The 26,644-nt window shown below is 71.3% G+C and carries 21 protein-coding genes; 13 read left to right on the forward strand and 8 right to left on the reverse strand.

The window, feature by feature from the left end:
* The first annotated feature begins 117 nt into the window (after nt 1-117).
* The 4 genes from ACZ6TB_RS11865 (at nt 118) to ACZ6TB_RS11880 (ending at nt 4,848) form a co-directional block, all read left to right on the forward strand.
* Nucleotides 118-1,347: a hypothetical protein gene (locus tag ACZ6TB_RS11865; RefSeq protein ID WP_465553356.1), complete on the forward strand. Its 1,230-nt coding sequence runs from the start codon at nt 118-120 to the stop codon at nt 1,345-1,347.
* A 71-nt stretch (nt 1,348-1,418) separates the two neighbouring features.
* A complete protein-coding gene (locus tag ACZ6TB_RS11870) occupies nt 1,419-1,967 on the forward strand; it encodes a helix-turn-helix domain-containing protein (protein ID WP_465553358.1) in 549 nt (182 codons plus the stop codon).
* Nucleotides 1,964-3,145: an MFS transporter gene (locus ACZ6TB_RS11875; RefSeq protein WP_465553360.1), complete on the forward strand. Its 1,182-nt coding sequence runs from the start codon at nt 1,964-1,966 to the stop codon at nt 3,143-3,145. The genes ACZ6TB_RS11870 and ACZ6TB_RS11875 overlap by 4 nt, the downstream gene beginning before the upstream one ends.
* Nucleotides 3,146-3,255: 110 nt before the next feature.
* Nucleotides 3,256-4,848, forward strand: a complete 1,593-nt coding sequence (locus ACZ6TB_RS11880; protein WP_465553361.1) for a methyl-accepting chemotaxis protein — start codon at nt 3,256-3,258, stop codon at nt 4,846-4,848.
* Here ACZ6TB_RS11880 and ACZ6TB_RS11885 read toward each other — a convergent pair.
* On the reverse strand, nt 4,836-5,429 hold the full coding sequence (locus ACZ6TB_RS11885) for an acyltransferase (RefSeq protein ID WP_465553363.1): 594 nt from the start codon (nt 5,427-5,429) through the stop codon (nt 4,836-4,838). The two genes, ACZ6TB_RS11880 and ACZ6TB_RS11885, sit on opposite strands and share 13 nt — an antisense overlap.
* A 265-nt stretch (nt 5,430-5,694) precedes the next feature.
* Here ACZ6TB_RS11885 and ACZ6TB_RS11890 point away from each other — a divergent pair, with 265 nt between their 5' ends.
* From ACZ6TB_RS11890 to ACZ6TB_RS11930, 9 genes are all read left to right on the forward strand, one after another.
* Complete coding sequence (locus ACZ6TB_RS11890; RefSeq protein ID WP_465553365.1) at nt 5,695-6,759, forward strand: Gfo/Idh/MocA family protein; 1,065 nt, start codon at nt 5,695-5,697, stop codon at nt 6,757-6,759.
* Entirely contained in the window at nt 6,756-7,721 is a 966-nt protein-coding gene (locus tag ACZ6TB_RS11895; protein WP_465553367.1) for an NAD-dependent epimerase/dehydratase family protein, read from the forward strand. The genes ACZ6TB_RS11890 and ACZ6TB_RS11895 overlap by 4 nt, the downstream gene beginning before the upstream one ends.
* Nucleotides 7,718-8,854 (forward strand): DegT/DnrJ/EryC1/StrS family aminotransferase, encoded by a 1,137-nt coding sequence (locus ACZ6TB_RS11900; protein ID WP_465553369.1) that lies wholly within the window; start codon nt 7,718-7,720, stop codon nt 8,852-8,854. Before ACZ6TB_RS11895 ends, ACZ6TB_RS11900 begins: the two co-directional genes overlap by 4 nt.
* Nucleotides 8,851-9,504 (forward strand): acetyltransferase, encoded by a 654-nt coding sequence (locus ACZ6TB_RS11905; protein WP_465553371.1) that lies wholly within the window; start codon nt 8,851-8,853, stop codon nt 9,502-9,504. The genes ACZ6TB_RS11900 and ACZ6TB_RS11905 overlap by 4 nt, the downstream gene beginning before the upstream one ends.
* A 6-nt stretch (nt 9,505-9,510) precedes the next feature.
* Nucleotides 9,511-10,620: a DegT/DnrJ/EryC1/StrS family aminotransferase gene (locus tag ACZ6TB_RS11910; RefSeq protein WP_465553373.1), complete on the forward strand. Its 1,110-nt coding sequence runs from the start codon at nt 9,511-9,513 to the stop codon at nt 10,618-10,620.
* A 118-nt stretch (nt 10,621-10,738) separates the two neighbouring features.
* Nucleotides 10,739-12,001 (forward strand): MFS transporter, encoded by a 1,263-nt coding sequence (locus ACZ6TB_RS11915; RefSeq protein WP_465553375.1) that lies wholly within the window; start codon nt 10,739-10,741, stop codon nt 11,999-12,001.
* A complete protein-coding gene (locus ACZ6TB_RS11920) occupies nt 11,998-13,020 on the forward strand; it encodes a TolB family protein (RefSeq protein WP_465553377.1) in 1,023 nt (340 codons plus the stop codon). The genes ACZ6TB_RS11915 and ACZ6TB_RS11920 overlap by 4 nt, the downstream gene beginning before the upstream one ends.
* A gap of 97 nt (nt 13,021-13,117) precedes the next feature.
* Entirely contained in the window at nt 13,118-14,173 is a 1,056-nt protein-coding gene (locus ACZ6TB_RS11925) for a hypothetical protein (RefSeq protein ID WP_465553379.1), read from the forward strand.
* Between the two features lie 31 nt (nt 14,174-14,204).
* The gene (locus tag ACZ6TB_RS11930) at nt 14,205-15,968 is read left to right on the forward strand and encodes an asparagine synthetase B family protein (RefSeq protein WP_465553381.1); all 1,764 of its coding nucleotides are present in this window, start codon (nt 14,205-14,207) and stop codon (nt 15,966-15,968) included.
* Between the two features lie 57 nt (nt 15,969-16,025).
* Here ACZ6TB_RS11930 and ACZ6TB_RS11935 read toward each other — a convergent pair whose 3' ends face one another.
* The 7 genes from ACZ6TB_RS11935 to ACZ6TB_RS11965 all read right to left on the reverse strand — a co-directional run bounded on the left by ACZ6TB_RS11935 (nt 16,026) and on the right by ACZ6TB_RS11965 (nt 26,582).
* The gene (locus ACZ6TB_RS11935) at nt 16,026-17,240 is read right to left on the reverse strand and encodes a rhamnosyltransferase WsaF family glycosyltransferase (protein ID WP_465553383.1); all 1,215 of its coding nucleotides are present in this window, start codon (nt 17,238-17,240) and stop codon (nt 16,026-16,028) included.
* Nucleotides 17,237-18,067 carry an ABC transporter permease gene (locus tag ACZ6TB_RS11940; RefSeq protein WP_465553384.1) on the reverse strand — a complete coding sequence of 277 codons (831 nt, stop codon included), beginning with the start codon at nt 18,065-18,067 and terminating at the stop codon, nt 17,237-17,239. Before ACZ6TB_RS11940 ends, ACZ6TB_RS11935 begins: the two co-directional genes overlap by 4 nt.
* A complete protein-coding gene (locus ACZ6TB_RS11945; RefSeq protein ID WP_465553386.1) occupies nt 18,064-19,074 on the reverse strand; it encodes an ABC transporter ATP-binding protein in 1,011 nt (336 codons plus the stop codon). Before ACZ6TB_RS11945 ends, ACZ6TB_RS11940 begins: the two co-directional genes overlap by 4 nt.
* Nucleotides 19,071-20,183, reverse strand: coding sequence for a glycosyltransferase family 2 protein (locus tag ACZ6TB_RS11950; RefSeq protein ID WP_465553388.1), 1,113 nt, complete (start codon nt 20,181-20,183; stop codon nt 19,071-19,073). The genes ACZ6TB_RS11945 and ACZ6TB_RS11950 overlap by 4 nt, the downstream gene beginning before the upstream one ends.
* A gap of 67 nt (nt 20,184-20,250) precedes the next feature.
* Nucleotides 20,251-23,946, reverse strand: a complete 3,696-nt coding sequence (locus ACZ6TB_RS11955; protein WP_465553390.1) for a DUF4082 domain-containing protein — start codon at nt 23,944-23,946, stop codon at nt 20,251-20,253.
* 252 nt (nt 23,947-24,198) lie between these two features.
* A complete protein-coding gene (locus ACZ6TB_RS11960; RefSeq protein ID WP_465553392.1) occupies nt 24,199-25,581 on the reverse strand; it encodes an O-antigen ligase family protein in 1,383 nt (460 codons plus the stop codon).
* The gene (locus tag ACZ6TB_RS11965; RefSeq protein WP_465553394.1) at nt 25,578-26,582 is read right to left on the reverse strand and encodes a YveK family protein; all 1,005 of its coding nucleotides are present in this window, start codon (nt 26,580-26,582) and stop codon (nt 25,578-25,580) included. Before ACZ6TB_RS11965 ends, ACZ6TB_RS11960 begins: the two co-directional genes overlap by 4 nt.
* Nucleotides 26,583-26,644 lie beyond the last annotated feature (62 nt).

Consider the following 26,644-nt stretch of genomic DNA (forward strand, 5'->3'; position numbering starts at 1 on the left):
TAGGACGCTTAAGAGGGCGTGACGTTGCCGGACGGGTGCGGGAACTTGCTCAGAAGGGGGCGGCCGCTGCCGATTCGAAGACGCGACACCCTGGCACCGAGCGAAAGGCGCCGTCCGATGCAACCCGAGCAGAACCCGCACCAGTGGGCTTCGGACCCGACCTTGTCGGATGGCACGTCCGCGTCGCCGTCGAGCTACCCGGCGCAGGAGACGTGGGCGGCGCAGGGGCAGGAATGGGCCACCCCGCCGGCCGAGCCCGTCTCGGAGTGGGGCGGGCAGCAAGCGGCTTACGGTTCGGAATGGGCGGCTCAGCCAGTGGTCGCCCCGGTGCAGGAGTGGACCGCCGGGCCCGCCGCGAGTTGGCCGGGCCAGCCGGCGGCGGACGGCGGACAGCCTTTCGACGCCAACAGCGCTCCGTCCGGGCTCAGCTGGCCGCCGCCCCAGCCGCAGTCGGCCCCGCCCGGGTCGGAATGGGCCGCGCCGACGATCGGTCACGCGCAGGAATGGCCCGCCCAGCCTGCGGCGCCAACTCAGGAATGGGCGATGCCGCCGGCCGCGCCGGCTCAGGAGTGGGCCACCCCGCCGGCCGCGCCGGCTCAGGAGTGGGCCACCCCGCCGGCCGCGCCGGCTCAGGAGTGGGCCACCCCGCCCGCCGCGCCTACTCAGGAGTGGGGCGCTCAGCCGGCGGCGCCGACGCAGGAATGGGGTGCTCAGCCGCAGCCGCAGCCGGGTGCGGCGCCGATGGCCGCGGCCGGGATGGGGCCGGCGCCGGCGGGCTATCCGGGCGCGAGCGGGCCGGCCACGACCGGCGAGCTGCCGGCCGGGTGGGCGACCGCCGCCTCGCAGGCGCACACGCCACCGTGGATGGTGCAGCACGGCGCTCCGGTCGCGCCCGTCGTCAAGCGGCGATCGCGCAAGGGGCCGGTTGTCGCGCTGGTCGCGGTGGGCGCGGTGGCCGTTCTGCTCGGTGCGGGGGCGGGGGCTGCCAACGCGTACGCCAAGCATCGGGTTTGCTCGGAGTTCGAGGGTGGCTCGGCGTTCGCGGGGGAGGACTCGAAGTCGGAGTCGGCCACCCCGTCCGTGGACGAGCTCGCGCAGATGCGGGCGGCGGCCGGCGAGCTTCGCAAGGACGGGAAGATGCTGGTTCTCAGTGGGGACCTGCGGTCGGCCGTCAACGGTCTCGCCGACGATGTGGACCAGCTGGTCGATCTGTTCGGGTCCACCAAGAAAATCAGCTCGGACAAGGCGTTCGCGAACCTCCTGACGATCGCGGGGTCGGCCAACAGCCACGCCCGGGCGGCCCAGCAGGCCTGCGGTCTGCCGGTGAAGGGCCTGCTGGGCGACTGACCATCCATCGATATACGTAAGATCCAGTAGGAACCTTGTGGGTTTCCGGCCTCGGACCTAGCGTTCGGTCCATGGCACGGAACATCAGCGATCCGGAGACGCTCAAGGGCCTGGCCCAGCCGATCCGGCAGAAGATCTACCGGCTGCTCGCCCAGATCGGCCCGGCGACCGGCGGCCGGCTCTCCGAGCACCTCGGCACCGATCCCGGGCAGACCAGCTACCACCTGCGCGAGCTGGCCCGGCGCGGCTTCGTCGAGGACGTGCCCGAGCTGGCCCGTGACCGCCGCGAGCGGTGGTGGCGGGTGGTGCCGGGGTCGATCAGCTGGTCGCAGCTCGAGATGCCCGAGGTCGGCGCCGTGGCCAAGGCGCAGATGGTGATCGACGAGTTCGAGCGGGTGCGGCGCTTCGGGCAGACCTGGGCGACGTGGCCGGCGGAGTGGCAGCAGGCCGCGATGTCCAGCGACTCGTTCCTGCGGCTGACCGCGGCCGAGCTGACCGAGCTCAACGCCGAGCTGTCGGCGATCCTGGAGGACTGGGCCGCCCGCACCCACGGGCTGCCCATCGACGAGGAACGCCGGCACGTGTTCCTGTTCCTGCACTCGTTCCCGGAGGAGCCGTGACCACGGTCGCCTACCGGGTCGCGGACTTCCGCCGGTACGCGGCCGGGCAGGCGGTCTCGGTGCTCGGCGACCAGGTCTACTACGTCGCCCTCTCGTGGGCGGCGGTGCGGATCGCCTCGCCGGGGACGGCCGGCGTGCTGCTCGCGGTGAGCGCGGTGCCGCGGCTGCTGCTGATGCTCTCCGGCGGCGCGCTGGTCGACCGCACCGAGCCCCGTCGCCTCATGATGGTCAGCGACCTGGCCCGGGCCGTGGTCTGCCTGGCCGCCGCGGCCGTCGCGCTGCGGCAGACGAGCATTCCGCTGCTGGTCGTCGTCGCCCTCGCGTTCGGCGTCGCCGACGCGGTCTTCCTCCCGGCGGCCGGCGCGCTGCAACCCCGGCTGCTCGAGCCGGAGCAGTACGCGGGCGGCAACGCCGTGGTGGCGACCCTCAACCGCCTGGCCCTGACCCTCGGCGCGCCCCTGGGCGGCCTGCTGGTCGCCGCCGGCGGGCTGTCCGCGGCGCTGCTCGTCGACGCGGCCACGTTCGCGGTCTCGGTGCTGGCGCTGCGCACGCTGCGTCCCCGCCCCGCGGCCCGAGTGTCCACAAAGGAGAAGGGCGGGCTGCGCTACATCGCCGGGCAGCCGGTGCTGCGCGGAACGCTGCTGGTCGGACTGCTGGCCAATCTCGGCTTCGTCGGGCCGATGAACGTCGGCCTCGCCCTCGCGGCGCAGCGGGCCGGCTGGGGCGCGACCGGGATCGGCTTCCTGCTGGCCGGGTTCGGCTCCGGCGCCGTGGCCGGCGGGCTGCTCATGGTGCGGCCCCGGGTCGTGCGCCTGGCTCCGGTCCTGGCCGGCTGTTTCGCCGTACAGGGAATCGCCGTCGCCGTCCCCGCGCTCACCGGAAGCCTTCCCGCCGCCGTGACCGCCACCTTCGTCGCCGGACTGACCAGCGGGCCGGCCGGGATCCTGCTGTCCGCCCTCACCCAGTCCGCCACCGACGACGCCTACCGGGGACGGGTGTCCGGCGTCAGCGCGGTGGCGAACCTGGGCGTGACGCCGCTCGCCATGTCGGCGATGGGCGTGGCGGCCGGCTGGTTCGGGCTCGGACCGGCGATGACCGTCTCCGGGCTGCTCGAGCTCGTGGCGGCCGCCGCCTGCCTGGCGCTGCCGGCGCTGCGGACGGCCCGGCTGCCGGAGTAGGGCGCGGCGGCCACCCAAACACCCGGTTTGCACCTACCGGAGACCTCACCCCACTTACGCTGCCGCCGAAACCCTCATTGCGGGGTTTTCTCAGACGAGGTGGTGGCGAAGTGGCGTTCCGGATGCTGACCGACCGGCGGGTCGGTACGAAGATCATGGTGGCGGTGGGGATCGTCGCGGCCTTCAGCACCGTCGACGGCCTCTACGCGCTGAGCAGCCTCGGCGCCACCAACCAGCAGGTCAAGACGGGTTACGTGCACGAGCAGGAGCTCGCCGCCATCGGCAACCTGCGCACCTCGGTGAACAAGGTCTGGCTCGGCGCCGACGACTACCAGCTCGCCGGCACCGCCGCCGAGCTGACCGCCGCCAAGGCCGCCGTCACCGCGAACCAGGCCAAGGTCGAGGAGTTCCGGACCGCCTACACGGCCTTCCCGCTCGGCGCCGCCGAGGCGGCCGCCGCCACCGACTTCGGGACGCACTGGACCGCGTACCGTGACCTGCTGGAGAACCGGCTGATGCCGATGGCCGAGTCCGGCGACCGCGCCGGCCTCGCCAAGCTGCGCGCGGCCGAGATCGCCGAGGCCCAGACCGCCGTGCGCACCGACCTCACCGCGCTGGCCGGCCTCACCATGGGCGCCGGTGCCGCCCAGGAGACCACCGCCGAGAGCCGCTACCAGCGCACCAAGTGGCTGGTGGGCATGATGCTCGCGGTCGCCATGCTGGCCGGGCTGGCGCTGGCGGCCGGCATCGCCCGGCTCATCGTCCGGTCGCTCAACCGCTGCGTCGGGGCGCTGGCCCGGATCGCCGACGGCGACCTGACCGCGCGCGTCGAGGTCGACAGCCGCGACGAGGTCGGCCGGATGGCGGTCGCGCTGAACCGCACCGCCGAGTCGATGGCCGGCATGGTCGGCCGCATCACCACCAGCTCCGGCCTGCTGGCCGAGGCCTCCGAGGAGCTGTCCGCCGTCTCGGCCCAGCTGTCCGCCTCGGCCGAGGAGACCTCGGTGCAGGTCGGCGCCGTCGCCGAGTCGGCCGGGCAGGTCTCCGACGGCGTCCGCGCGGTCTCGGCCGGCGCCGACGAGATGGGCGTCTCGATCCGCGAGATCTCCGACAACGCCAACGAGGCGGCCGTGGTCGCCGCCGACGCGGCCCGCGCCGCCGAGGTCACCAACGCCAGCGTTTCCCGGCTCGGCGAGGCCTCGGCCGAGATCGGCAACGTGATCAAGACGATCACCGCGATCGCCGAGCAGACCAACCTGCTCGCCCTCAACGCCACCATCGAGGCCGCCCGCGCCGGCGAGCTGGGCAAGGGTTTCGCCGTGGTCGCCTCCGAGGTCAAGGACCTCGCCATGGAGACCGCCCGGGCCACCCAGGAGATCACCGCCCAGGTCGGCGCGATCCAGGCCGAGAGCGGCGCGGCGGTGAGCGCGATCCAGGAGATCGGCCGGGTCATCACCACGATCAGCGACTACACCACGACGATCGCCGCCGCCGTCGAGGAGCAGACCGCCACCACCGGCGAGATCTCCCGCAGCGTCGTGCGGGCCGCCGACGGCTCGTCGGCGATCGCCGAGACCATCGCCGGCGTGGCCGAGGCGGCCAAGCACGTCACCGACGGCGCCACCGAGACCCAGCAGACCGCGAGCGAGCTCGCCCGCACCGCCGCCGAGCTGCAGGCGACGGTCGCCACCTACCGGGTCTGAAGCACCCCGTCGGTCTCGACGTACTCGTCGCCGGACTCCGGGCACACCCAGACGCCGTCGCCCTTGGCGACCAGCGGGCGGCCGGCCCGGCCGACCCAGCCGACCCGGCGGGCCGGCACGCCGACCACCAGCGCGTAGTCGGGCACGTCCTTGGTGACGACCGCGCCCGCCGCGACCAGGGCCCAGCGGCCCACCGTCACCGGCGCCACGCACACCGCCCGGGCGCCGATCGCCGCGCCGTCGCCGATGGTGACGCCGACCGCGTGCCAGTCGTCGCCGGTCTTGAGCCGGCCGTCCGGGGTGACCGCCCGCGGGTACTCGTCGTTGGTGAGCACCGCCGCCGGCCCGACGAAGACGCCGTCGCCCAGCACCGCGGGCTCGTAGACCAGCGCGTGGTTCTGGAGTTTCACGTTGTCGCCGATGGTGACGCCGGGACCCACGTACGCACCGCGGCCGATGTTGCAGTTGGCGCCGAGCGTGGCATCCTCGCGGATCTGGGCCAGGTGCCAGACGCGGGTGCCGTCGCCGATGGTGGCCCGCTCGTCGACGTCGGCGGTCGGCGCGATCGTGGGTTCGCTCATGGGGGGCCAGGGTAGTGGCGCGGTGGCCGATCGGCTGTAGCGAAATCGACGCTCGCGCCCGATCTGACCGAAGGGTTGAGCGGCTTGACCGTCAGTCGCACGCCCGGCGACCGAAGGTACCGCGACCACCTCACGGCTTCCGCCTGATTTCCGTCAGTGATCTGGCGGCGCACCCGCTGGGATCGATAGCTTGCCGTCGACTGCTCACGTTCCCACGGACGAAGCCGACGAAGCCGTCTCTTTCCGCGGCTTCCCAACGAAACGGATGCTTGTGACTTCTGAAGAGCCGATCGGTATCGCCGTCGTCGGTGCCGGATACTGGGGCCCCAACCTCGTCCGTAACTTCCAGGGCTCCCAGGAGTTCCACCTGCGCTGGCTGTGCGACCTCGACGTCGATCGCGCGCGCAAGGTTCTCGGCCGCTACTCGACCGTGCAGGTCACCGCCGACCTCGACGAGGTGCTCGCCGACCCGCAGGTGCACGCGATCGCCATCGCCACCCCGGCCGGCACCCACCTCCCGGTCGCCATGGCCGCGCTCAAGGCCGGCAAGCACGTGCTGGTCGAGAAGCCGCTGGCGGCGACCCACGAGGAGGGCGTGCTGCTGGTCGAGGAGGCCGAGCGCCGCGGCCTGACGCTGATGACCGACCACACGTTCTGCTACACCCCGGTGGTGCTGCGCATCCGGGAGATGCTGCACTCCGGCGAGCTGGGCGACCTGCACTTCCTCGATTCCGTACGGATCAATCTCGGTCTCGTGCAGCGCGACATCGACGTGATCTGGGACCTCGCCCCGCACGACCTGTCCATCCTGGACTTCGTGCTGCCGCCGACCGTGCGCCCGATCGCCGTGGCCGCGCACGGGGCCGACGGCATCGGCGCGGGCCGGGCCTGCGTGGCCTATCTCACGTTGCAGCTGAGCACCGGCGCGATCGCGCACATCCACGTCAACTGGCTGAGCCCGGTGAAGGTCCGCACCGCCATCTTCGGCGGCTCCAAGCGGACCCTGGTCTGGGACGACCTGAACCCCAGCCAGCGCCTGGCCGTCTACGACCGGGGCGTCGACGTGGCCTCGCCCGACGAGCTCGGCGACGAGCAGCGGCGCGACATTCTCGTCTCGTACCGCTCCGGCGACATGGTGGCCCCGGCGCTGACCGAGCGCGAGGCGTTGCGCACGATGGTCGACGAGTACGCGCGGGCCATCCGCACCGGCACGCCGGCGCTGACCGACGGCCGCGCCGGGCTGCGCGTGCTGGAGATCCTGCAGGCCGCCTCACGCAGCCTGGCCGAAGGCGGAACGATGATCAAGCTCGACGAAGGGCACATGGCGTGACTGGCGTACAGATCGAGGGCACTCGCGCCCTCGTCACCGGCGGAGCGGGCACGATCGGCTCGCACGTCGTCGACGAACTCGTCCGCGGCGGGGCCGCCGAGATCGTGGTCCTCGACAACTTCGTGCGGGGCCGGCGGGACAACCTCGCCTGGGCCTCGGCGAACGGCCCGGTGCGGCTGGTCGAGGGCGACATCCGCGACCAGGAGCTGGTACGCGAGGTGACCGCCGGCAAGGACCTGGTGTTCCACCTGGCCGCCATCCGCATCACCCAGTGCGCCGAGGAGCCGCGGCTGGCCAACGAGGTGCTCGTCGACGGCACGTTCAACGTGGTCGAGGCGGCGGCCGAGGCGGGCGTCAAGAAGCTCATCGCCTCGTCGTCGGCGTCGGTCTACGGCCTGGCCGAGGAGTTCCCGACCACCGAGCGCCACCACCCGTACAACAACGACACGTTCTACGGCGCCGCCAAGGCCTTCAACGAGGCCACCCTGCGCAGCTTCCACGCCATGAAGGGCCTCGACTACGTCGCCCTGCGCTACTTCAACGTGTACGGCCCGCGGATGGACATCTACGGCCTGTACACCGAGGTGCTGATCCGCTGGATGGAGCGCATCGAGTCGGGCACCCCGCCGCTGATCCTCGGCGACGGCCTGCAGACGATGGACTTCGTGCACGTGGCCGACATCGCTCGCGCCAACATCCTGGCCGCCGAGGCCGACGTCACCGACGAGGTCTTCAACATCGCCAGCGGCGAGGAGACCAGCCTCAAGGAGCTGGCCGCCGCGCTCAGCGAGGTGATGAAGTCCGACCTCGCCCCCGAGCACGGCCCGGCCCGCGCGGTCAACGGCGTCACTCGCCGCCTGGCCAGCACCGCGGCGGCCGAGGAGAAGCTGGGCTTCCGCGCTTCGCTTTCCTTGAACGAGGGCCTCGAGGGCCTGGTCGACTGGTGGAGGTCCTCGAAGTGACGGAGCGCAAGATTCCGGTCATGATCCCGATGCTGGGTGAGGAGGAGGCCCAGGCCGCGGCCGAGGCCGTCCGCTCCGGCTGGGTCGCCCAGGGCCCCCGCGTCGCCAAGTTCGAGCAGGAGTTCGCGACCTTCGTCGGCGCCGGCCACGGCGTCGCCGTCAGCTCCTGCACCACCGGCCTGCACCTGGCCCTGGTGCTGCTCGGCGCCGGCCCCGGCGACGAGGTCATCATCCCGTCGCTGTCGTTCATCGCCACCGCCAACGCGGTCCGCTACGTCGGCGCCACGCCGATCTTCGCGGACGTCGACCTGGCCACCGGCAACCTCACCGTCGAGACCATCGACGCCGTGCGCACCCCGCGCACCCGCGCGGTCATCGCCGTGCACCAGGGCGGCGTGCCGTTCGACACGGTCGCGCTGCGCAAGGCGGCCGAGGGCTGGGGCATCGGCCTGGTCGAGGACGCCGCCTGCGCGGCCGGCTCCACCGCCTACGGCCAGCCGGCCGGCGCCGGCGCCGCCGTGGCCGCCTGGTCGTTCCACCCCCGCAAGGTCATCACGACCGGCGAGGGCGGCATGGTGACCGTCGACGACGCCGACCAGGCCGCCCGCCTGCGCCGGCTGCGCGAGCACGGCATGAACGTGTCCGCCGCCGACCGGCACGCCAGCAAGCAGCCGGTCCTCGAGGCCTACCTCGAGACCGCCTACAACTACCGGATGACCGACATCCAGGCCGCCGTCGGCCTGGTGCAGCTCGGCCGGCTGCCCGGCCTGGTCGCCCAGCGGCGCGAGCTGGCGGCCCGCTACCACGAGCTGCTGGCCGGCATCGACGGCCTGGTCCCGGTTCGCGACCCGGCCTACGGGCAGACCAACTACCAGTCCTTCTGGGTGCTGCTCGACGGCTTCCCGGTGGGCCGGGACGAGGTGCTGACCGAGCTCGCGGCCAAGGGCGTGTCGGGCCGCCGCGGCATCATGGCCGCCCACCTCGAGCCGGCCTACGCCGACGTCATCCCGGCCCCGCTGCCGGTGACCGAGCGGCTGACCCGCGACTCGCTGATCCTGCCGCTGCACCACGCGCTCACCGACGACGACCAGCAGTACATCGTCGGGATCCTGCGCGACCTGGCGAGCCGGTGAACGACCTCGTCATCGTCGGCGCCGGCGGCTTCGCGCGGGAGACCGCGGCGGCCGCCGGCCCGGCCTGGCGGGTGGTGGGATTCCTCGACGACGATCCCGCCCTGCACGGCACGACCCGGTCCGGCCGGCCCATCCTCGGGCCGGTCTCCCGGGTGCACGACATGCCGGAGGCGGCCGTCGTGGTGTGCGTGGGCAACCCGCGCAACTACACGGCCCGGCGGCGGATCGTCGAGCGGCTCGGCCTCGCCGCCGACCGGTACGCGACGGTGGTGCACCCGGCCGCCTCGATCGGCGCCGGCTGCCATGTCGGCCCCGGCAGCGTGCTGCTGGCCGGCGCCGTGCTCACCGCCGACGTCACCGTCGGGTCGCACGTGGCGGTCATGCCGCAGGCCGTGCTGACCCACGACGACGTGGTCGGCGACTACGCGACCATCGCCTCCGGCGTCCGGCTGGGCGGCGGCGCGATGCTCGAGACCGGCGCGTACGTGGGCGCCGGCGCCCTGGTCCGCGAGGGCGTCACGATCGGCGCCTGGTCGCTGGTCGGGATGGGCTCCGTCGTGCTGACCGACGTTCCGCCCGATGAGATCTGGGTCGGCAGCCCGGCCCGCAAACTACGCAGCGCCGATCAGACGGCATCCCTGAGGAGCTAACGAACCATGAACCGCATCCCGCTCGTCGACCTGGCCGCCGCCCACGCGGAGGTGGCCGAGGACGTCGAGGTCGGCTTCAAGCGCATCATCGCCACCACGGCGTTCGTCGGCGGCGCCGAGGTGGCCGCGTTCGAGCAGGAGTACGCCGCGTTCAGCGGGGTGCCGCACTGCATCGGCGTGGCCAACGGCACCGACGCGCTCGAGCTCGCCTTCCGCGCGGTCGGCGTCGGCCCCGGCACCGAGGTGATCCTGCCGGCCAACACCTTCATCGCGACCGCCGAGGCGGTGGTCCGCGCCGGGGGACAGGTCGTGCTGGTCGACTGCGACCCGCGTACGTACCTCATCGATGTCGAGGCCGCGCTCGCCGCGATCACCCCGGCCACCCGGGCGATCGCGCCCGTGCACCTCTACGGCCAGCTCGCCCCCGTCGATCAGCTGCGCGCCGGCCTGGCCGGCCGCGACATCGCCATCGTCGAGGACGCGGCGCAGAGCCAGGGCGCCACCCGGAACGGGCTTCCGGCGGCCGTCGACGGCATCGCCGCCACCAGCTTCTACCCCGGCAAGAACCTGGGCGCCTACGGCGACGCCGGCGCGGTCGTGACCGCCTCGGCCGAGTGGGCCGAGACCGTCCGCACGCTCGGCAGCCACGGCGGGCTCAAGAAGTACCACCACGACCTGATCGGCGTGAACAGCCGCCTCGACGGCCTCCAGGCGGTCGTGCTGCGGGCCAAGCTGGCCCGCCTCGCCGACTGGAATGCCCGCCGCCGGGCCGTCGCCGCCCGCTACCACGAGCTGCTGGCCGGCCTCGACGTCATCACCCCGGCCACCCTCGAGGGCAACGAGCACGTCTGGCACATCTACTGCGTGCGCGTGCCCGGCGACCCGACCGGCGCCCGCCGCGACGACGTCATCGCCAAGCTCAACGCGGCCGGCGTCGGCGCCGCCATCCACTACCCGTTCCCGGTGCACAAGACCGGCGCCTTCGGCTACCTGGGCGGCTCGTTCCCGAACGCCGAGCAGATCGCCCCGGAGATCCTGTCGCTGCCGATCTACCCGCAGATCACGCCCGACCAGCAGGCCCGGGTCGCCGAGGCGCTCGCCGCCGCGCTGGCCTGAACGTCGCCGCGGACCGCCCGATCTGCCATCAGATCGGGCGGAACAGGCCAGGACCCCCGGCCCGGGGCACCGGTAGCGTGATCGCGGGCCTGGCCAGGCAGGGGAGGGAAGAGCACACGTGTACGTGACGCTGCGGGATCGTCCCGGATCCGACGAGCCGGCGGCGGTCGGCCAAACCGTCAAGCGGGTCTCGACGACGGTCGTCCTGCTGGGCGTGGTCAGCCTCCTGACCGACATCTCCTCGGAGAGCATCAACTCGATCCTGCCGCTGTATCTCACCGCGGTGGTCGGGCTCAGCCCGGTCGCGTACGGCTTCCTCGACGGGGTCTACCAGGGCGTCAGCGCCCTCGTCCGGCTCGCCGGCGGCTACGCGGCGGACCGCGGCGGCCACCCCAAGTGGGTCGCCGTGCTCGGGTACGGCGCCTCGGCCGTCAGCCGCATCGTGATGCTTCCCGCCCACGGCTTCGCCGCCATCACCGGCGTCATTACCGCCGACCGGCTCGGCAAGGGCCTGCGCACCGCGCCCCGCGACTCGCTGATCGCCGCCTCCTCCGACCCGAAGATGCTCGGCCGGTCCTTCGGCGTGCACCGCATGCTCGACACGGTCGGCGCGGCGATCGGCCCACTTGTGGCGTTTGCCCTGCTCGCGGCCGTTCCGGGCAGCTACGATTCCATCTTCGTGGTGTCGTTCGCGTTCGCCGCCATCGGCGTCGTCGTCCTGCTGCTGTTCGTGCCCAACCTCAAGACCACGGCCACGGCCGCCCGGGTCGGGCTGCGCATGGTGATGCGGGAGGTCGCCGGCCGCAAGCTGCGCGGGCCGCTGATCGCCGCCACCGTGCTCGGCCTGGTGACCGTCGGCGACGGCTTCCTCTACCTGGCCCTGCAGGAGCGCGACGACTTCGCCGCGACGTACTTCCCGCTGCTGTACGTCGGCACGAACCTCGTGTACCTGACGCTCGCCATCCCGCTCGGCCGCCTCGCCGACCGCATCGGCCGCGGCAAGGTCCTGCTCGCCGGCCACGGCGCGCTGCTGGCCTGCTATGTGCTCGCCGCCCTGCCCGCCGGCGGCATCGGCCTGACGCTGGGCACCCTGGCGCTGCTCGGCGTCTTCTACGCCGCCACCGACGGCGTGCTGCCCGCGCTGATCAGCCGCCTGGTCTCCGACGACGCGCGGGGCAGCGGCATCGCGGCCGCCCAGACCGTGCAGGCGGTGGCCCGGTTCGCCTCCTCGGTCTGCTTCGGGCTGCTCTGGAGCGTCCAGGGCCCGGCCCGGTCGCTGCTGCTGTTCATGGCGCTGCTGGCCGCGATGATCCCGGTCGCGGCGTGGCTGCTGCGCGGCATCGACCGGTCGCAGGCCGAGCCGGCGGAGGTCACCGCGTGACCGCTCGGATGCGGATCATCGTGCTGGCCGCGATCCTCGTCGTCGCCCTCGTCGGCGCCGGGGGGTTCGTGCTGCGCGAGCGGGACAAGCAGGCCAAGACGCTCGCGAGCGCACCGGTCGTCGCCGAGGGCGGCGACCTCGGCATCCTGCGGTCCGAGCCGCACCTGGTCTTCCGCAGCACCGCCCTCGGCGCGAACTACGGCAAGGTGGCGGTCGTGCCGCTCACCTCGCCCGGCGGACCGCGGACCTTCACCCAGGCCAGCTGCGAGCGGGTCTACGCGACCGGCACCGACGCGATCTGCCTGTACGCCAACCGTGGCCTGGTCACCACCTATCAGGCGAAGCTGCTCGACCAGTCCTGGAACCAGACGCGCGACCTGCCGCTCACCGGCATCCCGAGCCGGGCCCGCCTGTCCCGCGACGGGTCACTGGCCGCGACCACCACGTTCGTCTTCGGCGACTCCTATGCCAACCCCGGTCAGTTCTCGACTCGTACCCTGGTCACCCGCACCGACGGCGAGGTGGTCGGCGACATCGAGAAGTTCAACCTGATCGTGGACGGCAAGGTGATCACCGCGTCCGACAAGAACCTGTGGGGCGTCACGTTCGCCGACGACGACACGTTCTACGCGACCGCCGCCTCCGGCAAGAAGACCTGGCTCGTGAAGGGTGACCTGGCCCAGCACACGGTCACTGCGCTGCGCGGCGACGTCGAGTGCCCCTCCCTCTCGCCGGACGGCACCCGCATCGCGTTCAAGAAGCACGGCAACCTGCCGCCCGGAAAGTGGCATCTGGCGGTGTACGACCTGAAGACCGGAAAGGAAACGTCGCTCGCCGAACAGCACAGCATCGATGACCAGGTCGAATGGCTGGACAACAACACGGTGATCTACGGGCTGCCGCGGGAGACCTCGGGCTCGGCGTCGAGCGACGTGTGGCGGGTGCCCGCGGACGGCAGCGGCGCCCCGCAGGTGCTGGTCAAGGACGCCTGGTCACCGGCTATCGTCCGTACCCCATAGCTACTCCCTCAAGCAGGAAGGCAGAGCAGTGACCGAGCCGCGTGCAGACATCCCCAGCGGGAGAGGCACACGTTGGCGAGCACGGGCGACGGTCGCCGTGCTGACGGCGGCGATTCTCCTCGCCGCCGGCTTCCTGGGCTACCAGTACCGCAACGGCGGCGACGAGCCGGTCTCCGCGAACCCGACCGGCTCGACCTCGGCGACCAGCCTCGGCCCGGCCGCGAACGCGTCGGCGCCCGCACTGCAGTTCTCGATCCCGCCGATCCCGAGCCTCTCGGCGAGCAGCGGCTCCCCGAGCTCCTCCACGTCGGCCGGCAAGAACGCGGCCGGGGGAGATGCCGCCGGTCCCGGCGGCTTCCCGGGCGCGGGCAACACCGGTGTTCCGGCGGGCACGAACCTGGCCGCCTACAGCGGACCGTGCACCATCACCAAGAGCGGGACCGAGATCACCGGGAAGCTCGTCAACTGCGATCCGTTCATGATCCGCGCTCAGAACGTGGTGATCAGCAAGAGCCTGATCAAGGGCACCCTCACGACCACCGAGGCCACCGCGTACTCCTTCACGCTCCAGGACTCCGAGGTGGCGGCCGGCGAGTGGCAGGGACCGGCGGTGCTCAGCACCAACATGACCATCCGGCGGTCGAACATCCACGGTGGGCAGACCGCCGTCAGCTGCTACGCGAACTGCGACATCCGGGACTCGTGGCTGCACGGGCAGCTCCTGCGCGAAGGCACCGACTGGCACCTCGGCGGCTTCCTGGCCAACGACACCGCCGTCGGCGGCACCTCGAACGTGACGCTGATCCACAACACCATCGTCTGCGACGCCCAGTCGAACGCCGCCGGCGGCGGATGCTCCGGGGACGTCAACCTCTTCGCCGACTTCGGTCCGGTGTCCGCGATCACCGTCCGCAACAACTTCCTCGGCGCCAGCCCCGACATCTCCTACTGCGTCTACGGCGGCAGCACGTCCGACAAGCAGTTCACGTCGGGCGTCCGGAACATCGTCTTCGAAGGCAACGTCTTCGCCCGCGGCAAGAACCGCAAGTGCGGCGGGTACGGACCGGTCGCCGACTTCCGGAGTGGACAGCCCGGCAACGTCTGGAAGAACAACGTCTGGGAAGACGGCGCCCCGGTGCCGGCGGACAACTGACCGAAACTGCTAAGCGAGGTATCGCCACCCGATGAGAGCCTTCCTGTGCGTGTCGCTCGGCCCCGGCGCCGCCGAACGCCTGCGCCACCCTCTTCAGTCCGCCATGGACTGCCTCGCCGACGCGGACACCGGCATCGACCACGTCGAGGAGACGGCGGACGGCTGGATCGCCGGGGCCGGCGCCGAGCCCGACGATCTGCTGTCCCGGCCCGGTGGCGGCTTCACGGCCCGCCTGGCGCGCACGGTGCGCACGCGCTTGTCCGACGTGCCCAGCGCCGAGCTGGGCGCTCTGCTGGCCGATGAGAGCCGCTTGAGCGACCTTCTGCCGCCGTTCGCGGCCGCCCACCGGCCGGCGGCGGGGGAGCCGGTCGTGATCGCGGTCGACTGGCTCGGATTCCGCCAGCTCTACTGGTGGACCGGCCCCGGGGTCGCCGCCGTGTCGACCAGTGCCCGGGCCCTGGCCGAGCTGGCCGGCGGCGGCTTCGACGCCGAGGGCCTCGGCGCCCAGGCCCTGATCGGCTGGCAGGTCGGCGACACGACGGTGTTCTCCGGTGTGCGCACCCTGCCGCCGGCGACCATCGCCACCCTGAGCGAGGGTCGTCTGACCTCCCGGCAGTACACGTCGCCGCCGGCGCGTCCCGAACGAGCGCCGGACCTGGACGAGGCGGTGGCCGAGATGGCCGACGTCCTGCGGGCGTTCGAGTCCAGCTACGTCGGCGCGCACCCGGAGTCGACGCTTCAGCTCACCGGCGGCCACGACTCGCGGATCCTGCTCGCCGCCCTGCCGCCGGAGCAGCGGGCCGGCCTGCGGACGCTCACCCTCGGCGCCGGCGAGACCGCCGACGTGCGGATCGCCGCCGAGCTGTCCCGCCGGTACGGGATGAAGCACCAGATCCACCGCCTGGACGAGCACCGATGGCCCGAGCCGCACGAGGCGCACACGCTCGCGCTGGAGGCGGCCCGGGCGCTGGAGTGCCAGGCCAGCCCGCTCGCCCTGGCCCCGCTGCTGCTCGCCGAGAGCCACCTCGAACAGGGGCACCGGCTGTCCGGCCTCGGCGGTGAGGTGGCCCGCGGCTTCTACTACGCCGGCCAGCCCACGCACGCCACCACCTCGCCGCATCTGGTGGAGCGGCTGGCGAGCTGGCGGCTGTTCAGCAACGAGGCGGTCACGCCGGACGCGCTGGACCCGGCCGTGCTCGAGGCGGCCCGCGAGTCGACCCTGCGCCGGCTCAACGACTACTTCGCCCCGGGCGACTGGCTGCGCGCCACCGACGAGTTCTACCTGCTGCACCGCATGCACCGGTGGTCGGCCGCGCACGGCACGGTGGCCGCGGTCCGCCGGCACTTCGTCAACCCGATGTTCGACCGGCGCTTCATCGAGCTCGCGCTCGCGGTGGCGCCCGCCGACAAGCGCGACTCGCAGCTGCTGGGCCGGCTCATGAGCCGCCTGGACACCGAACTCGCCAACATCCCGCTGGACACCGGTCTGGTGCCGGCCCAGGTCGGCACCCGGTCGCTGCGCGGGCGCCTGCAGACCCGTACGGTCGAGGCTCGCAAGATCGTCGGGAAGGTGAGCCAGCGCCTGACCCGTGGCCGCCGCCCCCAGCTCGGCGCGAGCGAGTACGCCGAGCTGGTGCTCACGCACTGGCGGGCCGAGCCGAAGTCCTGCGCGGCGCTCTACGCGGTGCCGGTGCTGCGCCACGAATGGCTCGACGGCCTCCTCGGCGGGCAGCACGGCGCGGACGCCACGACCGTCGCGTTCCTCATCAACCTGCTCGCGGCCGGCGAGGCGTAGACGCCAACGAAAGGGGCGGATGGCTTCGGCCATCCGCCCCTTCTCCGTGCCACCGGCTCACGCCGGCCCGTAGACCTCGTCCTCGATCGTCTCCCGGGTCACCCGCTTGGCCACGTCCCACGGCGTCTGCCGGATGTTCGCGGCGACCAGCGCCGGCGCCGGACCACCGCCGGAGACGATGTCGCTGAGAGCGTCGGCGATGCTCGACCCGGTCGGCGGCACCCACCGGACATACGGGTTGTCCATGCTGGCCTTGGCGTAGTCGTTCTCGCCGACCACCGGCACCACGCCGCACGCGAGCATCTCGTCCGGCACCAGCGACAGGTTGGTGAACGACATCGCGATGCCGGCCGCGCAGCGGTTGTACAGCTCGCTGAGCTGCGCCGGGCGCAGGGTCCCGTGGTTGGTGTGCGGGAAGGGCACCGAGGCGGTCGAGTCCCCGAACAGGTGGATCTCCTGGTCGGGGTGCCGCCGATGGAACTCGCGCAGGGCCAGCGCGCCCACGATGAAGCCGCGGCGGGCGTAGTCGCGCTTCGCGTAGAAGACGACGCCGTTGCGCGGCTCGGGGTTGGTCAGCCGGTACACCGAGGTGTCGCAGCCGAACTCGGCGATGGCCGCCTCGATGCCGAACTTGTCCCGCAGCAGGTCGGCCAGCATCGGCCCGACCACCAACGAGCGGAACCCGAACCGGTACGTGTCCTCGGCCAGCACGTAGTGCGAGCCGGACGGATAGAACAGCGGCTCGAAGTCCTGGATGAAGTAGAGCCGCCGGGTCGCCAGCTCGGTGTGCGACGCGAGCACGTGGGCGGTTTCCCAGGACGAGGCCACGTAGGCGTCGAGCGGGCCGAGCCCGTCGTACACCGAGCGGACCTCGGCCTTCATCCCCGGCCAGTTGTCCCGGATGACCTGCTCGTGCCGGGCGAGCTCGCCGCCGTACACGTCGTAGGTGTAGAGGACGCACTTGTGGCCCGCGGCCTCCATGCCCTCGATCATCCGGAACAGCGTCGTGTGCCCGCCCGAGCCGGCCGCCGGCGGCACGCAGATCCACCCGACCGTGAGCGGGGTTCCCCGGGCCGGTCGCCGGGCCGGCACCGGAAGGTTGAGCCGGCGCGAGTCGGCGATGAGGTCCAGGTCCAGCTTCGCGTTCAGCTCGGACGCGCCGAGCCGGTCGTACGCCGCCCGCACGGCGCGCTGGGCTAGCCCGCGCGGGCCCGTGCTGCGCAGGACGCGGATGGCCTCGCGGCGGCGCGAGGCCGAGAACATGGAGCTCATATGCTGAGGATCCCCAGTCGCCGGGCGAGCCGGAGCGCGCGGTCGAACACGAACAGACCGCTGAGGAACGCGATCACGGTGAAGACCGCCAGGATGCCGATCGACAGGGCGGGGGCCATGTGGCCGGTGGCGGCGTCGCCCATGAGCAGCTGGCGCTCGGCGTCGATGACGTAGGTGTGCGGCACCAGGTAGCTCGCCCAGCGAATCCAGCTGGGCAGGGTCGAGATCGGGAACAGCGCGCCACCCAGCACCGAGGCCGCCAGGCTGTAGAGCGCCACCACCGGCTCGCCCCGCTTGAACAGCAGGATGAACGCGGCGGCGAACGAGCCGAGAGCGTTGCAGGCGGCGATGCCGAGGAACAGCACCAGCAGGGCGAGCGGGATGGCCGACGCGTCGATCGTGCCGCCCAGCAGGCAGCCGAGGCCCACCATGGCGCAGGCCAAAAGGGCGCCGGTGAAGCTGCGCCAGATGTTCATCGCGACCGGGATGAGCGCCCACGGAACGGGCTCGACCAGGTACGTCTCCAGCGTGCCGCGCTCCATCGCGAAGCTCAGCCGGCTGGTGAGGCCGGTGAGCGCGTCCTGCAGGCCCGCGATCACCGCCGTGCCGATGAGCATCGTCATGAACAGGTTGTCGCTGATGTTGAGGAACGCGCTCTGGAAGTAGTACAGGAAGACCGGGAAGGCCACGGCCACGTACCGGAGGATCGTCGAGGCCGGGAACATCCGCTCTTCGACCAGGTCGATGCGGATGTAGCCCTCGAAGGTGTCCCGCACCTTCCGGGCCCGGCTGCGGCGGTGCACCGCGCTCGGATAGGCCAGGCTCAACGCGACTCTCCTTGCTTGTAGACCTGAGCGATCAGGTCGCGCAGCGGCATCGGGATCTCCCGGACGTGCCGGACGGCGGCGGTGAGGTCGCCCAGCCGGGACAGCACCGCGCCGACCGGCTCGGAGGCGTTCGGCCGGCAGCGGACGTTCTCACCGTCGACGGCGACGTGCAGGCCCTGCCCGATGAGGTTCTCGGCCAGCTGGTTCGCGATCGCCGGGTTGTCGAGGACGAACTCGATCTCGGGGCGGTCCCACTCGCGGCGCAGGCTGTCCAGGTCGCCCGAGTACTTGACCCGGCCCCGGTCCATCAGCAGAGCCTGGGACTGCAGCGCCTCGATCTCCTCGAGGCGGTGCGACGAGATGAGCACGGCCAGCTGCTCCTGCTTGACCAGATCCATGATCAGGGTGAGCAGGCCGTGCGCCGCGATCGGGTCCACGGCGCCGGTCGGCTCGTCCAGGATGAGCGCGCGGGGGCCGGGCAGCAGGGCCCGGGCCAGGCGCAGCCGGGCGCGCATGCCGGCCGAGAGGCCGGCGACGACCGACTCGGTCTGGGCGGACAGGTTCACCGTCTCCAGCACGTACGGGATCCGCTCCGCCAGATCCTTGCGCGGCATGCCCTGGAGGCGGCCGTGCAACTGGAGGTTCTCCTTGGCGGTGGCCCGCATGAGCAGGCTCCGGTCCTCCGACGGCATCCAGCCCACCACCTGGCGGACCTGCTCGGAGTCGCGGGCCGCGTCGAACCCGAGGACGGTGGCCGAGCCGCCGGTGGCCGTGGTGAGGCCGACCAGGATGCGGAACATCGTCGTCTTGCCGGCGCCGTTCGGACCGACGATCGCGCAGACCTCACCGGCCCGGACCACCAGGTCGACGCCGTCCAGCGCGCGTACCGGCTCGGTCATGTGGGACCGGGCGAACATGCGCATCCAGCGCGGCGTCGGCTCGTAGAGCTTCGTCAGCCCGGACAGGGTGATGATGTCGTCGGGGCCGGATGTCGGGTTCGAGGTCACAGCGAACCCACCGCCGGGGAGATGCCGGTCCGGCGCCAGCGCCGCCAGCCGAGGTGGTTGACAACGCGGTCACGGAACACGATGACCGGCGCCGTCGGCGCCGGTCCCTTGCCCTGGCGGGCACGTGCGACGTGACGCTGATAGGTGCGGCTCAGCTTGCTCTCCTTCGACTCGGGCCAGATCTCGGCGGCGAGCGCCGCGAGCTGGTCCAGCTGATCGGCCTGGCGGTTCAGCTCGTCCGCCGGCAACCCGTGCTCGTACGGCCGGCAGGCGAGCAGCAGCGCCTCCCGGGCCAGCGCTCGCAGCGAGTCCGTGCGCAGGGTCTCGGCGTCGGGCAGCAGGTGCCCGTCCTCGGCGAACAGGATCTGCAGGGTGAGGTGCCGTTCCTGGATGTCGCGCACGGCGCCGGAGTACTGCTCGACGTGCATGTTCGCGCCGTGAACCCGGTAGAAGGCCTGGTCGACGCCGTTGACCCGGCCGATGGCGGCCCGCGTGCCGGCCCGCATCCACAGGTGGAAGTCGGCGGCGTGCGGCAGCCGGGCGTCGTAGCCGACCAGCTCCCGCATCACCGAGGTGCGCATGAGCACCTCGGGGGTGTAGATCGGGTTGCTGACCCTGCGGCTCACCTTCGCCACCCACTCCGGGCCGTCCCAGATCGACCAGGACTTCAGCGCGGTGCGGGGCGGCGGCGGGGTCTCGCCGGTGAAGCGGCGGGCGAAGCCGTACACCATGCCCACCTCGGGGTGGGCCTGGAGCAGGGCGGCCGACCGGGTCAGCGCTCCCGGCGCGAGGAGGTCGTCGGCCGAGAGGAGCATCACGTACTCGCCCTCGGCCGCCGCCAGGCCCTCGTTGTAGGTGGCGATGTGCCGCATGTTGGTGGTGTGCGCGATGACCCGCACGCGCGGGTCCCGGGCGGCGATCTCATGAGCGACGGCGGCGCTGCCGTCGGGTGAGGCGTCGTCGACGATGATCACATCGACGTCGAGCCCCTCGGAGTCGATGAAACTCGCGAGGCAGGGGGCCAGGAATCGGCCGTAGTTGTAGCAGGGAACCACGACCGTGACGCGTGGCCTGCTCTCCAGCGGTCGCGGTGACACTTTCCTGGCCACCTGCTCACCTCTCTCGTTCTCGGACGTCGGTCACGTTGAATATGCCGGGCCGGCGGCCGGGTTGGTATCAGCTTCCGGACGGGAAGAAGTAGACGTCGATCCAGAAGTTGTGGTTCGTCGTCCCGTCCGGGAACGCCGAGCCGCCGTAGTGGTACAGGCCCCCGCCGGATTGCACGGACAGCGCACCGTTGCTCAGACCGTCCGCGAACTGGTTGAGGTTGACCGCGTAGTAGCCGGTGTTGGTGTGGTACGACGCGACGTAGTCGGTGTTCGCCTGGATCGTGACCGGGGTGTCGAACAGCAGCGTCTGCCAGCCGGTGCCCGACTCGTCGATGAACGTGCCGGTGGCCTTCTGCTGGCCGCCCGCCGTCCACAACGTGCCCGTGTGGGTGCCGGTGTTCTCGGTGCCCTTGTAGAACCGCAGGCCCTTGACCGTGCCGGGAACGCTGGACCGGAACTTGACGCCCACCTCGAGCGCCGAGGCGTCGCTGAACGCGGACACCGCCGGGCTGGCGCTGCCGAGGATCGTCGCGGCGCCGGCCGGGGGATCCGGCTGGCTGGGCGCCGAGGGCGGCGGGCCGGACGGCACGAACAGCGGGTCGACCCAGTAGCTGGTCGAGCCGTAGCTGTGGGTCGGGAACAGGTCGCCGCCGTAGGTGTACACGCCGTTGGTGCCGGCCGGCGCGGTCAGGTAACCGTCGTCGGTGGCGTACGCCTGGTTGAAGAAGCCGCTGTTGTACGAGTAGTTGCCGTTCGACGCCCAGTACGACGCGACGTACGTGGTGCCGGCGGTCACCGTGACCGGCTGCGAGAAGTAGACGGTCTGCCAGCCGATGTTGCCGGCCACCGCGAACGTGGCCGTCGCCAGCTCGTCGCCGCCCGCCGACCACAGCGTGCCGGTGTGCGTGCCGGTGTTGCCCTGGCCCTGGTAGTAGCGGATGCCGACGATCTTGCCGCCGACCGTCGGCGCGAACTTCACGCCCAGGCTCACCGAGTCCGGGTCACCCGAGGAGGGGTTCTGCGGCAGGCCGTTCGCCGGGAGCAGCGTCACGATGTTGCTGTACGCGGACGTGGTGAACGACCAGGTGTACGGGTCGGCCATCGCGCGGCCCTGGCTGTCCGTGGCGGTGACCGTCGCCGTGTACTTCACGCCGCCGGCCAGATCGCCCGTCGGGTCGAACGTGGCCGTCCGCGACGAGCCGTCGTACGACGTGGCGCCGGGGATCGTGACGCCGTTCGCGTTCTTCAGCGTGAACTGCACGCTGGACGAGGTCACCGTCTTGCTGAACAGCACCGACGGCTTGGCGTCGAGGTCGACGCCGGTCTCGCCGGCGTCCGGCGAGGCGCTGAGCACCGACGGCGCCGAGTTGTCCGAGTCGACGAACAGCACGTCGACGTAGTAGTTCGCGTCGGTCGGGGAGTCCTCGGCCGGGAAGCCCGAGTGGACCCGGTACACGCCGTTGGCGCCGCTCTGGGTGCCGCGCGGGGCGGTCAGCGGGAACGCGTTGTACGGCAGGGAGCTGAAGAACCGGTCATCCGCCGCGTAGTGGCCGTTCGGCGCGAAGTACGAGGCGATGTACGTCTTGTTCTTCACGACCGACAACGGGCTGGAGAACTTCAGCGTCTGCCATCCGCTGTCCGACTCGTCGACGAACGTGCCGCTGCGCAGCTCGTCGCCACTGGTCGACCAGATGGCGCCGGTGTGGGTTCCGGTGTTGCCGGAGCCCTTGTAGAACCGGACACCGGTGATGCTGCCGTCGGTCTGCGGCGTGAACTTGACGCCGAGGGTCACGTCCGAGCCGTCGTCGGCCGACGGCGTCTTCGGCACCCGCTTGCCGAACAGCGAGCTCGGCCCGCTCAGGTCGAGCGTGAGGCTCGCCGGGCTGGTCTCGAGGTTCGCGCTGTCGTCGGCCGCCCGGACCTTGATGACCTGGGCCGCGGCGCCGTTCGCGTTGAAGGTGTAGCTCCAGGACGACGTGCCGGTCGCCGGGTGCCAGGTGTCGCCGCCGTCGGTGGAGACCTCGACCCCGGCGACGCGGCCGCCGGCGTCGGTGGCGGTGCCCTTGACCGTCACCTCGTTGCCGTTGGTCACCTTGGCGCCGTCGGCGGGGGACGTGATGGTGGTGTCCGGGGCGGTCGTGTCGGTGGAGGCGGACGCCGCGCTCATGCCGTTCATCAGCGTGGTCGGCTGCGCGCCCATGTCCGCGAGCAGGTTGATCGTGGCCTGCTGCATCGCCGGGTCGGCCGGGGACTGGGTGCCGTCGTGGTTCTGGTCGAGGCCCCACGCCCACTGGATGGTGCCGGCGCCGAAGACCAGCGCGCCGCTGGCCGCCCGGTAGAGCGTCATGTGGTGCGTGGTCGTTCCCGGCGTCACCACGAGACCGAAGTCGCGCAGGTACTCCGGCGTCGGGCCGGTGGTGGTGGACAGCTGGATGAGCCCGGCGGGCCGGAACCCGTTGTCCAGGTCCTCGTCCGACTCGTAGCCGACCGTGTGCGGGGCCAGCGTGGCGGTGTCGCCGTCGGCCAGCTGCGCCACCGAGGTGTTGCGCCAGAAGCGGTTCTTGCCCTGGTCGGCCGGCACCTTGATGGCGAGGTCGGTGTTGTTCGACATGTACATGGTGCCGGTCAGCGCGTTCTCCGGCCGGTTGCCGTTCGACGGCGGGCTGAACTGCGGGTCGCGCCAGGTGCCGGTCCACTCCGCCGACGGGTCGATCTTGGCGCCCGCCCAGGTCTCCTTGTAGCAGACCAGCGTCCGGTACGGGGTGTTGGCGCCGTCCTGGCTGTTCTCCCAGCGGGTCTTCCAGTAGACCTCGTTGCCGCTGAAGAACGCGAGGTTGACGCCGGCGTCGCGGGCCGCCTCGACCTGGGTGCGCTCGTTGCCGGACCAGTACTCGTCGTGGCCGACCGACAGGAACGTCTTGTGGTTGCGGATGAGCTGGCCGCGGCGGTCGGAGTCGATGTCGGTGGTGTAACTGACGTCGTACCCGTTGCGCTCGAGGAACCGGATCATCGAGATCTCGTTGCTGAACAGGTAGTCGCGGCCGTTGCCGACGTTGCGGGTCTCGAACGGCCGGTTGTAGCTGACCTTCAGGGCCCGGCCGAGCGGGCCGCCGTTGTAGAAGTTCGAGCCGCCGTACGTGTTGTAGGCCTGCCAGGTCGCGTCGGACGTCTTGAACAACAGCTTCGAGGTGCTGCTGTCGTTGCGCACGACGAACGGGATCTGGCTCGTGGCGTGCGTGTCCTTGCGCGAGAGCTTGGCGAGGAAGACGCCGGAAACCGCGTCGGCCGGAACTGCCCACGTCGCCGAGATCGACCAGTTTCCGCAGTCGTAAATCTCCGTCGAGGGATTGGTCACACAGTCCGGCTGGGCGGCGCCCAGCGGCGGATTAAGCGTGTCCAACTTCCGGGCGCCATCGCCGCCGTAGTAACCAAGTCGATAAATGTCGATCTGATACGCGGATGCGGCCTTGATTTTGAAGCTCACGGTCTGACCGGCGTTGACGCTGATGTCGGTCGTATAGCCCTGGATGGAGTCGTCGCCGGCGCCCCAGACGTCGTCCCACTCGTCGGCGGGCGTGCCGGGCTTGCTGTTCTCACAGGCGATCGCGTTGACCGGCGCGGCGCAGGGATCGGTGGCGGCCAGCACCGGCGTCGCCACGATGCCACCGGCGACCAACAGGGTCACCGAGGCGCCGCCCGCGACCAGCGGCCGCCAGCGGCGATGCAGTGTCTGCGGGACGGGAACCCGCCTCAGCGCTTCCAAGAACCTCAACGCAGTTTCTCCCCAGGCCGCACGAGATCAGGACGAAAAGTTATGGCATCCTTAAATATCGGCCCGACCGTAGTGCCGATCATGATCTCGCCGCAAGCCACATCGACCCGGAATGAAACGACGGTCAGCGGCCCGAACTCAGCCGTTCGGCCAACCGTGCTCGATAGCCGCCGCACGAGATAGTCAACAATGGACAAAGTCGGATTTCGGCCCGGCTTCCCGCGGGCGATCTCGGCCCCGATGTCATTCGAACAGCCGCTTGACCGTGGACGTGCGAACCACTCGTGCCGGATGCGTGAACCGCCAGACCGCACCGGAGAGCCCCGAGGTGAGGGCCAGGGTGAAGGCGAACGTCGTGAAGTTGAACGAGTCGAACGTGGCGCCGACGATGATCGCGACCACCTGGGTGGAGAGCAGCGCGGCACACAGGTGGCGGTCCTCCTCGGTGGTGGACCGGCGCAGCGCGACCACGGACTGCGTGATGCACGTGATGTGCAGGGCCGCCAGCGCGAGCACTCCGATGATCCCGCAGGTCACCAGCGTCAAGAGCCATTGGTTGTCGAGAATGATGTAGAGGTCGGGAATCAGGGTTCCGGGGCCGCGGCCGAGCCACGGCCGCTGCGAGAACCAGTGCCCCACCATCGTGTAGTCGTCCGTGCGCCCGCTGATGCTGGGATCCTCGTCGGCGAGCAGGAACATCGACTTGAGGGTGCCGAGCAGGCCGGGCCGCAGGATGGTGATGGCGCCGAGCACGGCGATGCTGATCAGCAGCATGTTGTAGCGGATGCGCCAGTTCCAGGCCGCGATGAACATGACCAGCATGGCCAGCGCGATCGCCAGCACGCCGGTCCGCGAGATGGCGACCGGCACCGCCATCGCGATCAGCAGGGTGAGAACGGTGAAGGTGCGGCGGCCGCGCCTGGTGGTCGCGAACCGGGCGAAATGCAGTCCGTACGGCACGAGCATCGCCAGCACGGTGCTGAACTCGATGTAGTGGCTGGCCGTGCCGGCCACCCGGAACAGTCCGCCGTCACCACGCTTCTGGAAGTCGGCCAGGTCGGTCTTGACCTCGAGGCCGGGCAGGATCAGCTTCTGCGCGATGTCGTACTTGAAGAGCGACTGGATCAGCCCGACGACGGCCATGAAGGCGCCGGCCCAGACGAGCACCTGCAGAACTCGGCGGAGGCGGTCCCAGTTGGCGATGCCGTCGGCCGCCATCAGGACCAGGCCGATGAACTCGAAGGTGATCAGCAGAGTGAAGTTCTGCCGGTTCGCCTCCAGGGTCGGCAGGCCCCGCAACAGGCCGGCGATGTACGACAGAAGCATCGACACCAGGTAGAACAGGCTCGCCCAGCGCAACGGCTGAGGACCGACCATGAAGAGCGACGGGCTCAGCCGCGCGATGAGCCACCAGGCGAACAACCCGAGCGCGAGAAGAAGAGCGGGCCGGCCGGCGAACGTCAGCCCCGGCACGATGAGCGCGGACGGGAACATGAACAGCAAGCAGACGAGCAGGCAGATGACGGTCGCTACGTCGAGCCTCACCTGTAGGCGACGCGACGTGTAGGTGCGAGGGGCGATCAGCGACGGCTCGAGATCGACCGGATGCACCGTCGACGAGGTCATGGCCTCTTCTCTTGCGATCGGCGGGTGTCCGGGGAACGCCTCGGCGAGTACGGCGTGGGCAGGACGATGGTGGCGTCCACCGGCGCGTCCTGGGCCTGCGTCGCGTTCGAGGAGCCGTTCGTGCCGTTCGTGCCGTTGGTCCCGTTCGCCGGGGCCGCTCCGTTCGCCGGGCGAGCGGCCACGCGAGCCCGGCCGTCCCCGTTCCGGCGCTCGTCCGTGTAGACGTTGCCCTTGGGCCGCGCGGGCGGTTGCGGACGGATGACTCGCGTCTTCTCGGCCGAGTCGAGCAGGTTCGTGGCCGGGATCCCCGATCCCGACGTCCGGGCGACCGGCGCCGACTCGGACACCAGGCCGGCGTTGTCCAGCTCGCTGTCGCCGTCCTTGCGGCGCGCCCGGCGGCGCAGCCAGTAGTCGAGCGCGATGGTCGCGGCCGTGGTCAGCAGCACACCGAGGCCGGCGGCCACGACGAGGATGCGCTTCACCTTGCCGCTGTCCTGCTCGGGGGTGCCGCCGTCGTTGATCACCAGCGTGGAGATGGTGTCCTCGGACTGCGCGCCGTACTGCTTCTGCTTGGCGACGACGTCGGCCTGGAGGAGCCGGATGACTTCCTTCACGGTGGACGCCGCCTGCGCCTTGCTGTTCCCGACGACCTCGATCTCGAGGAGCGGCGTCTGCTGGTTCAGCGTGATGACGACGCTGTCCGAGTACCCCTCGGCCTTGAGCTTGTCGAGGCTCGGCTGGTCGGTGACGCTCAGCACCGCGGCGTTGCCGAGCGCGGCATACCCGAGGTCGAGCCATGGGTTGGTCGGTCGGGGCTTGGCCTTCGGATCAGGGACCTTGCCCGTGCTTTGCGCGGGGATGAGCTGCATGTAGCCGGTCGACTTGTAGTCGGGTGACACCGTCTTCGCAGCCATGATCACCACCGCTACCGAGATCACCAGCATCGGCACGGCGAAGTACCACCGGCGCAGAAGCAGCCTGGTGAGGTCCCAGAGATCCACGAATTTCCCTCTCGTCGACAGGCCGTGGCGGCGGCCCATCATTACTCCCCGTGCGAGATGGC

It is taken from the genome of Actinoplanes sp. NPDC051537 (assembly GCF_055586105.1).

Bases quoted from the DNA above. Each gene is read 5' to 3' on its own strand.
- ACZ6TB_RS11865 (WP_465553356.1), top strand. From the start codon at position 118: ATGCAACCCGAGCAGAACCCGCACCAGTGGGCTTCGGACCCGACCTTG.
- ACZ6TB_RS11870 (WP_465553358.1), top strand. From the start codon at position 1,419: ATGGCACGGAACATCAGCGATCCGGAGACGCTCAAGGGCCTGGCCCAG.
- ACZ6TB_RS11885 (WP_465553363.1), bottom strand. From the start codon at position 5,429: ATGAGCGAACCCACGATCGCGCCGACCGCCGACGTCGACGAGCGGGCC.
- ACZ6TB_RS11890 (WP_465553365.1), top strand. From the start codon at position 5,695: ATGCTTGTGACTTCTGAAGAGCCGATCGGTATCGCCGTCGTCGGTGCC.
- ACZ6TB_RS11910 (WP_465553373.1), top strand. From the start codon at position 9,511: ATGAACCGCATCCCGCTCGTCGACCTGGCCGCCGCCCACGCGGAGGTG.
- ACZ6TB_RS11930 (WP_465553381.1), top strand. From the start codon at position 14,205: ATGAGAGCCTTCCTGTGCGTGTCGCTCGGCCCCGGCGCCGCCGAACGC.
- ACZ6TB_RS11935 (WP_465553383.1), bottom strand. From the start codon at position 17,240: ATGAGCTCCATGTTCTCGGCCTCGCGCCGCCGCGAGGCCATCCGCGTC.
- ACZ6TB_RS11960 (WP_465553392.1), bottom strand. From the start codon at position 25,581: ATGACCTCGTCGACGGTGCATCCGGTCGATCTCGAGCCGTCGCTGATC.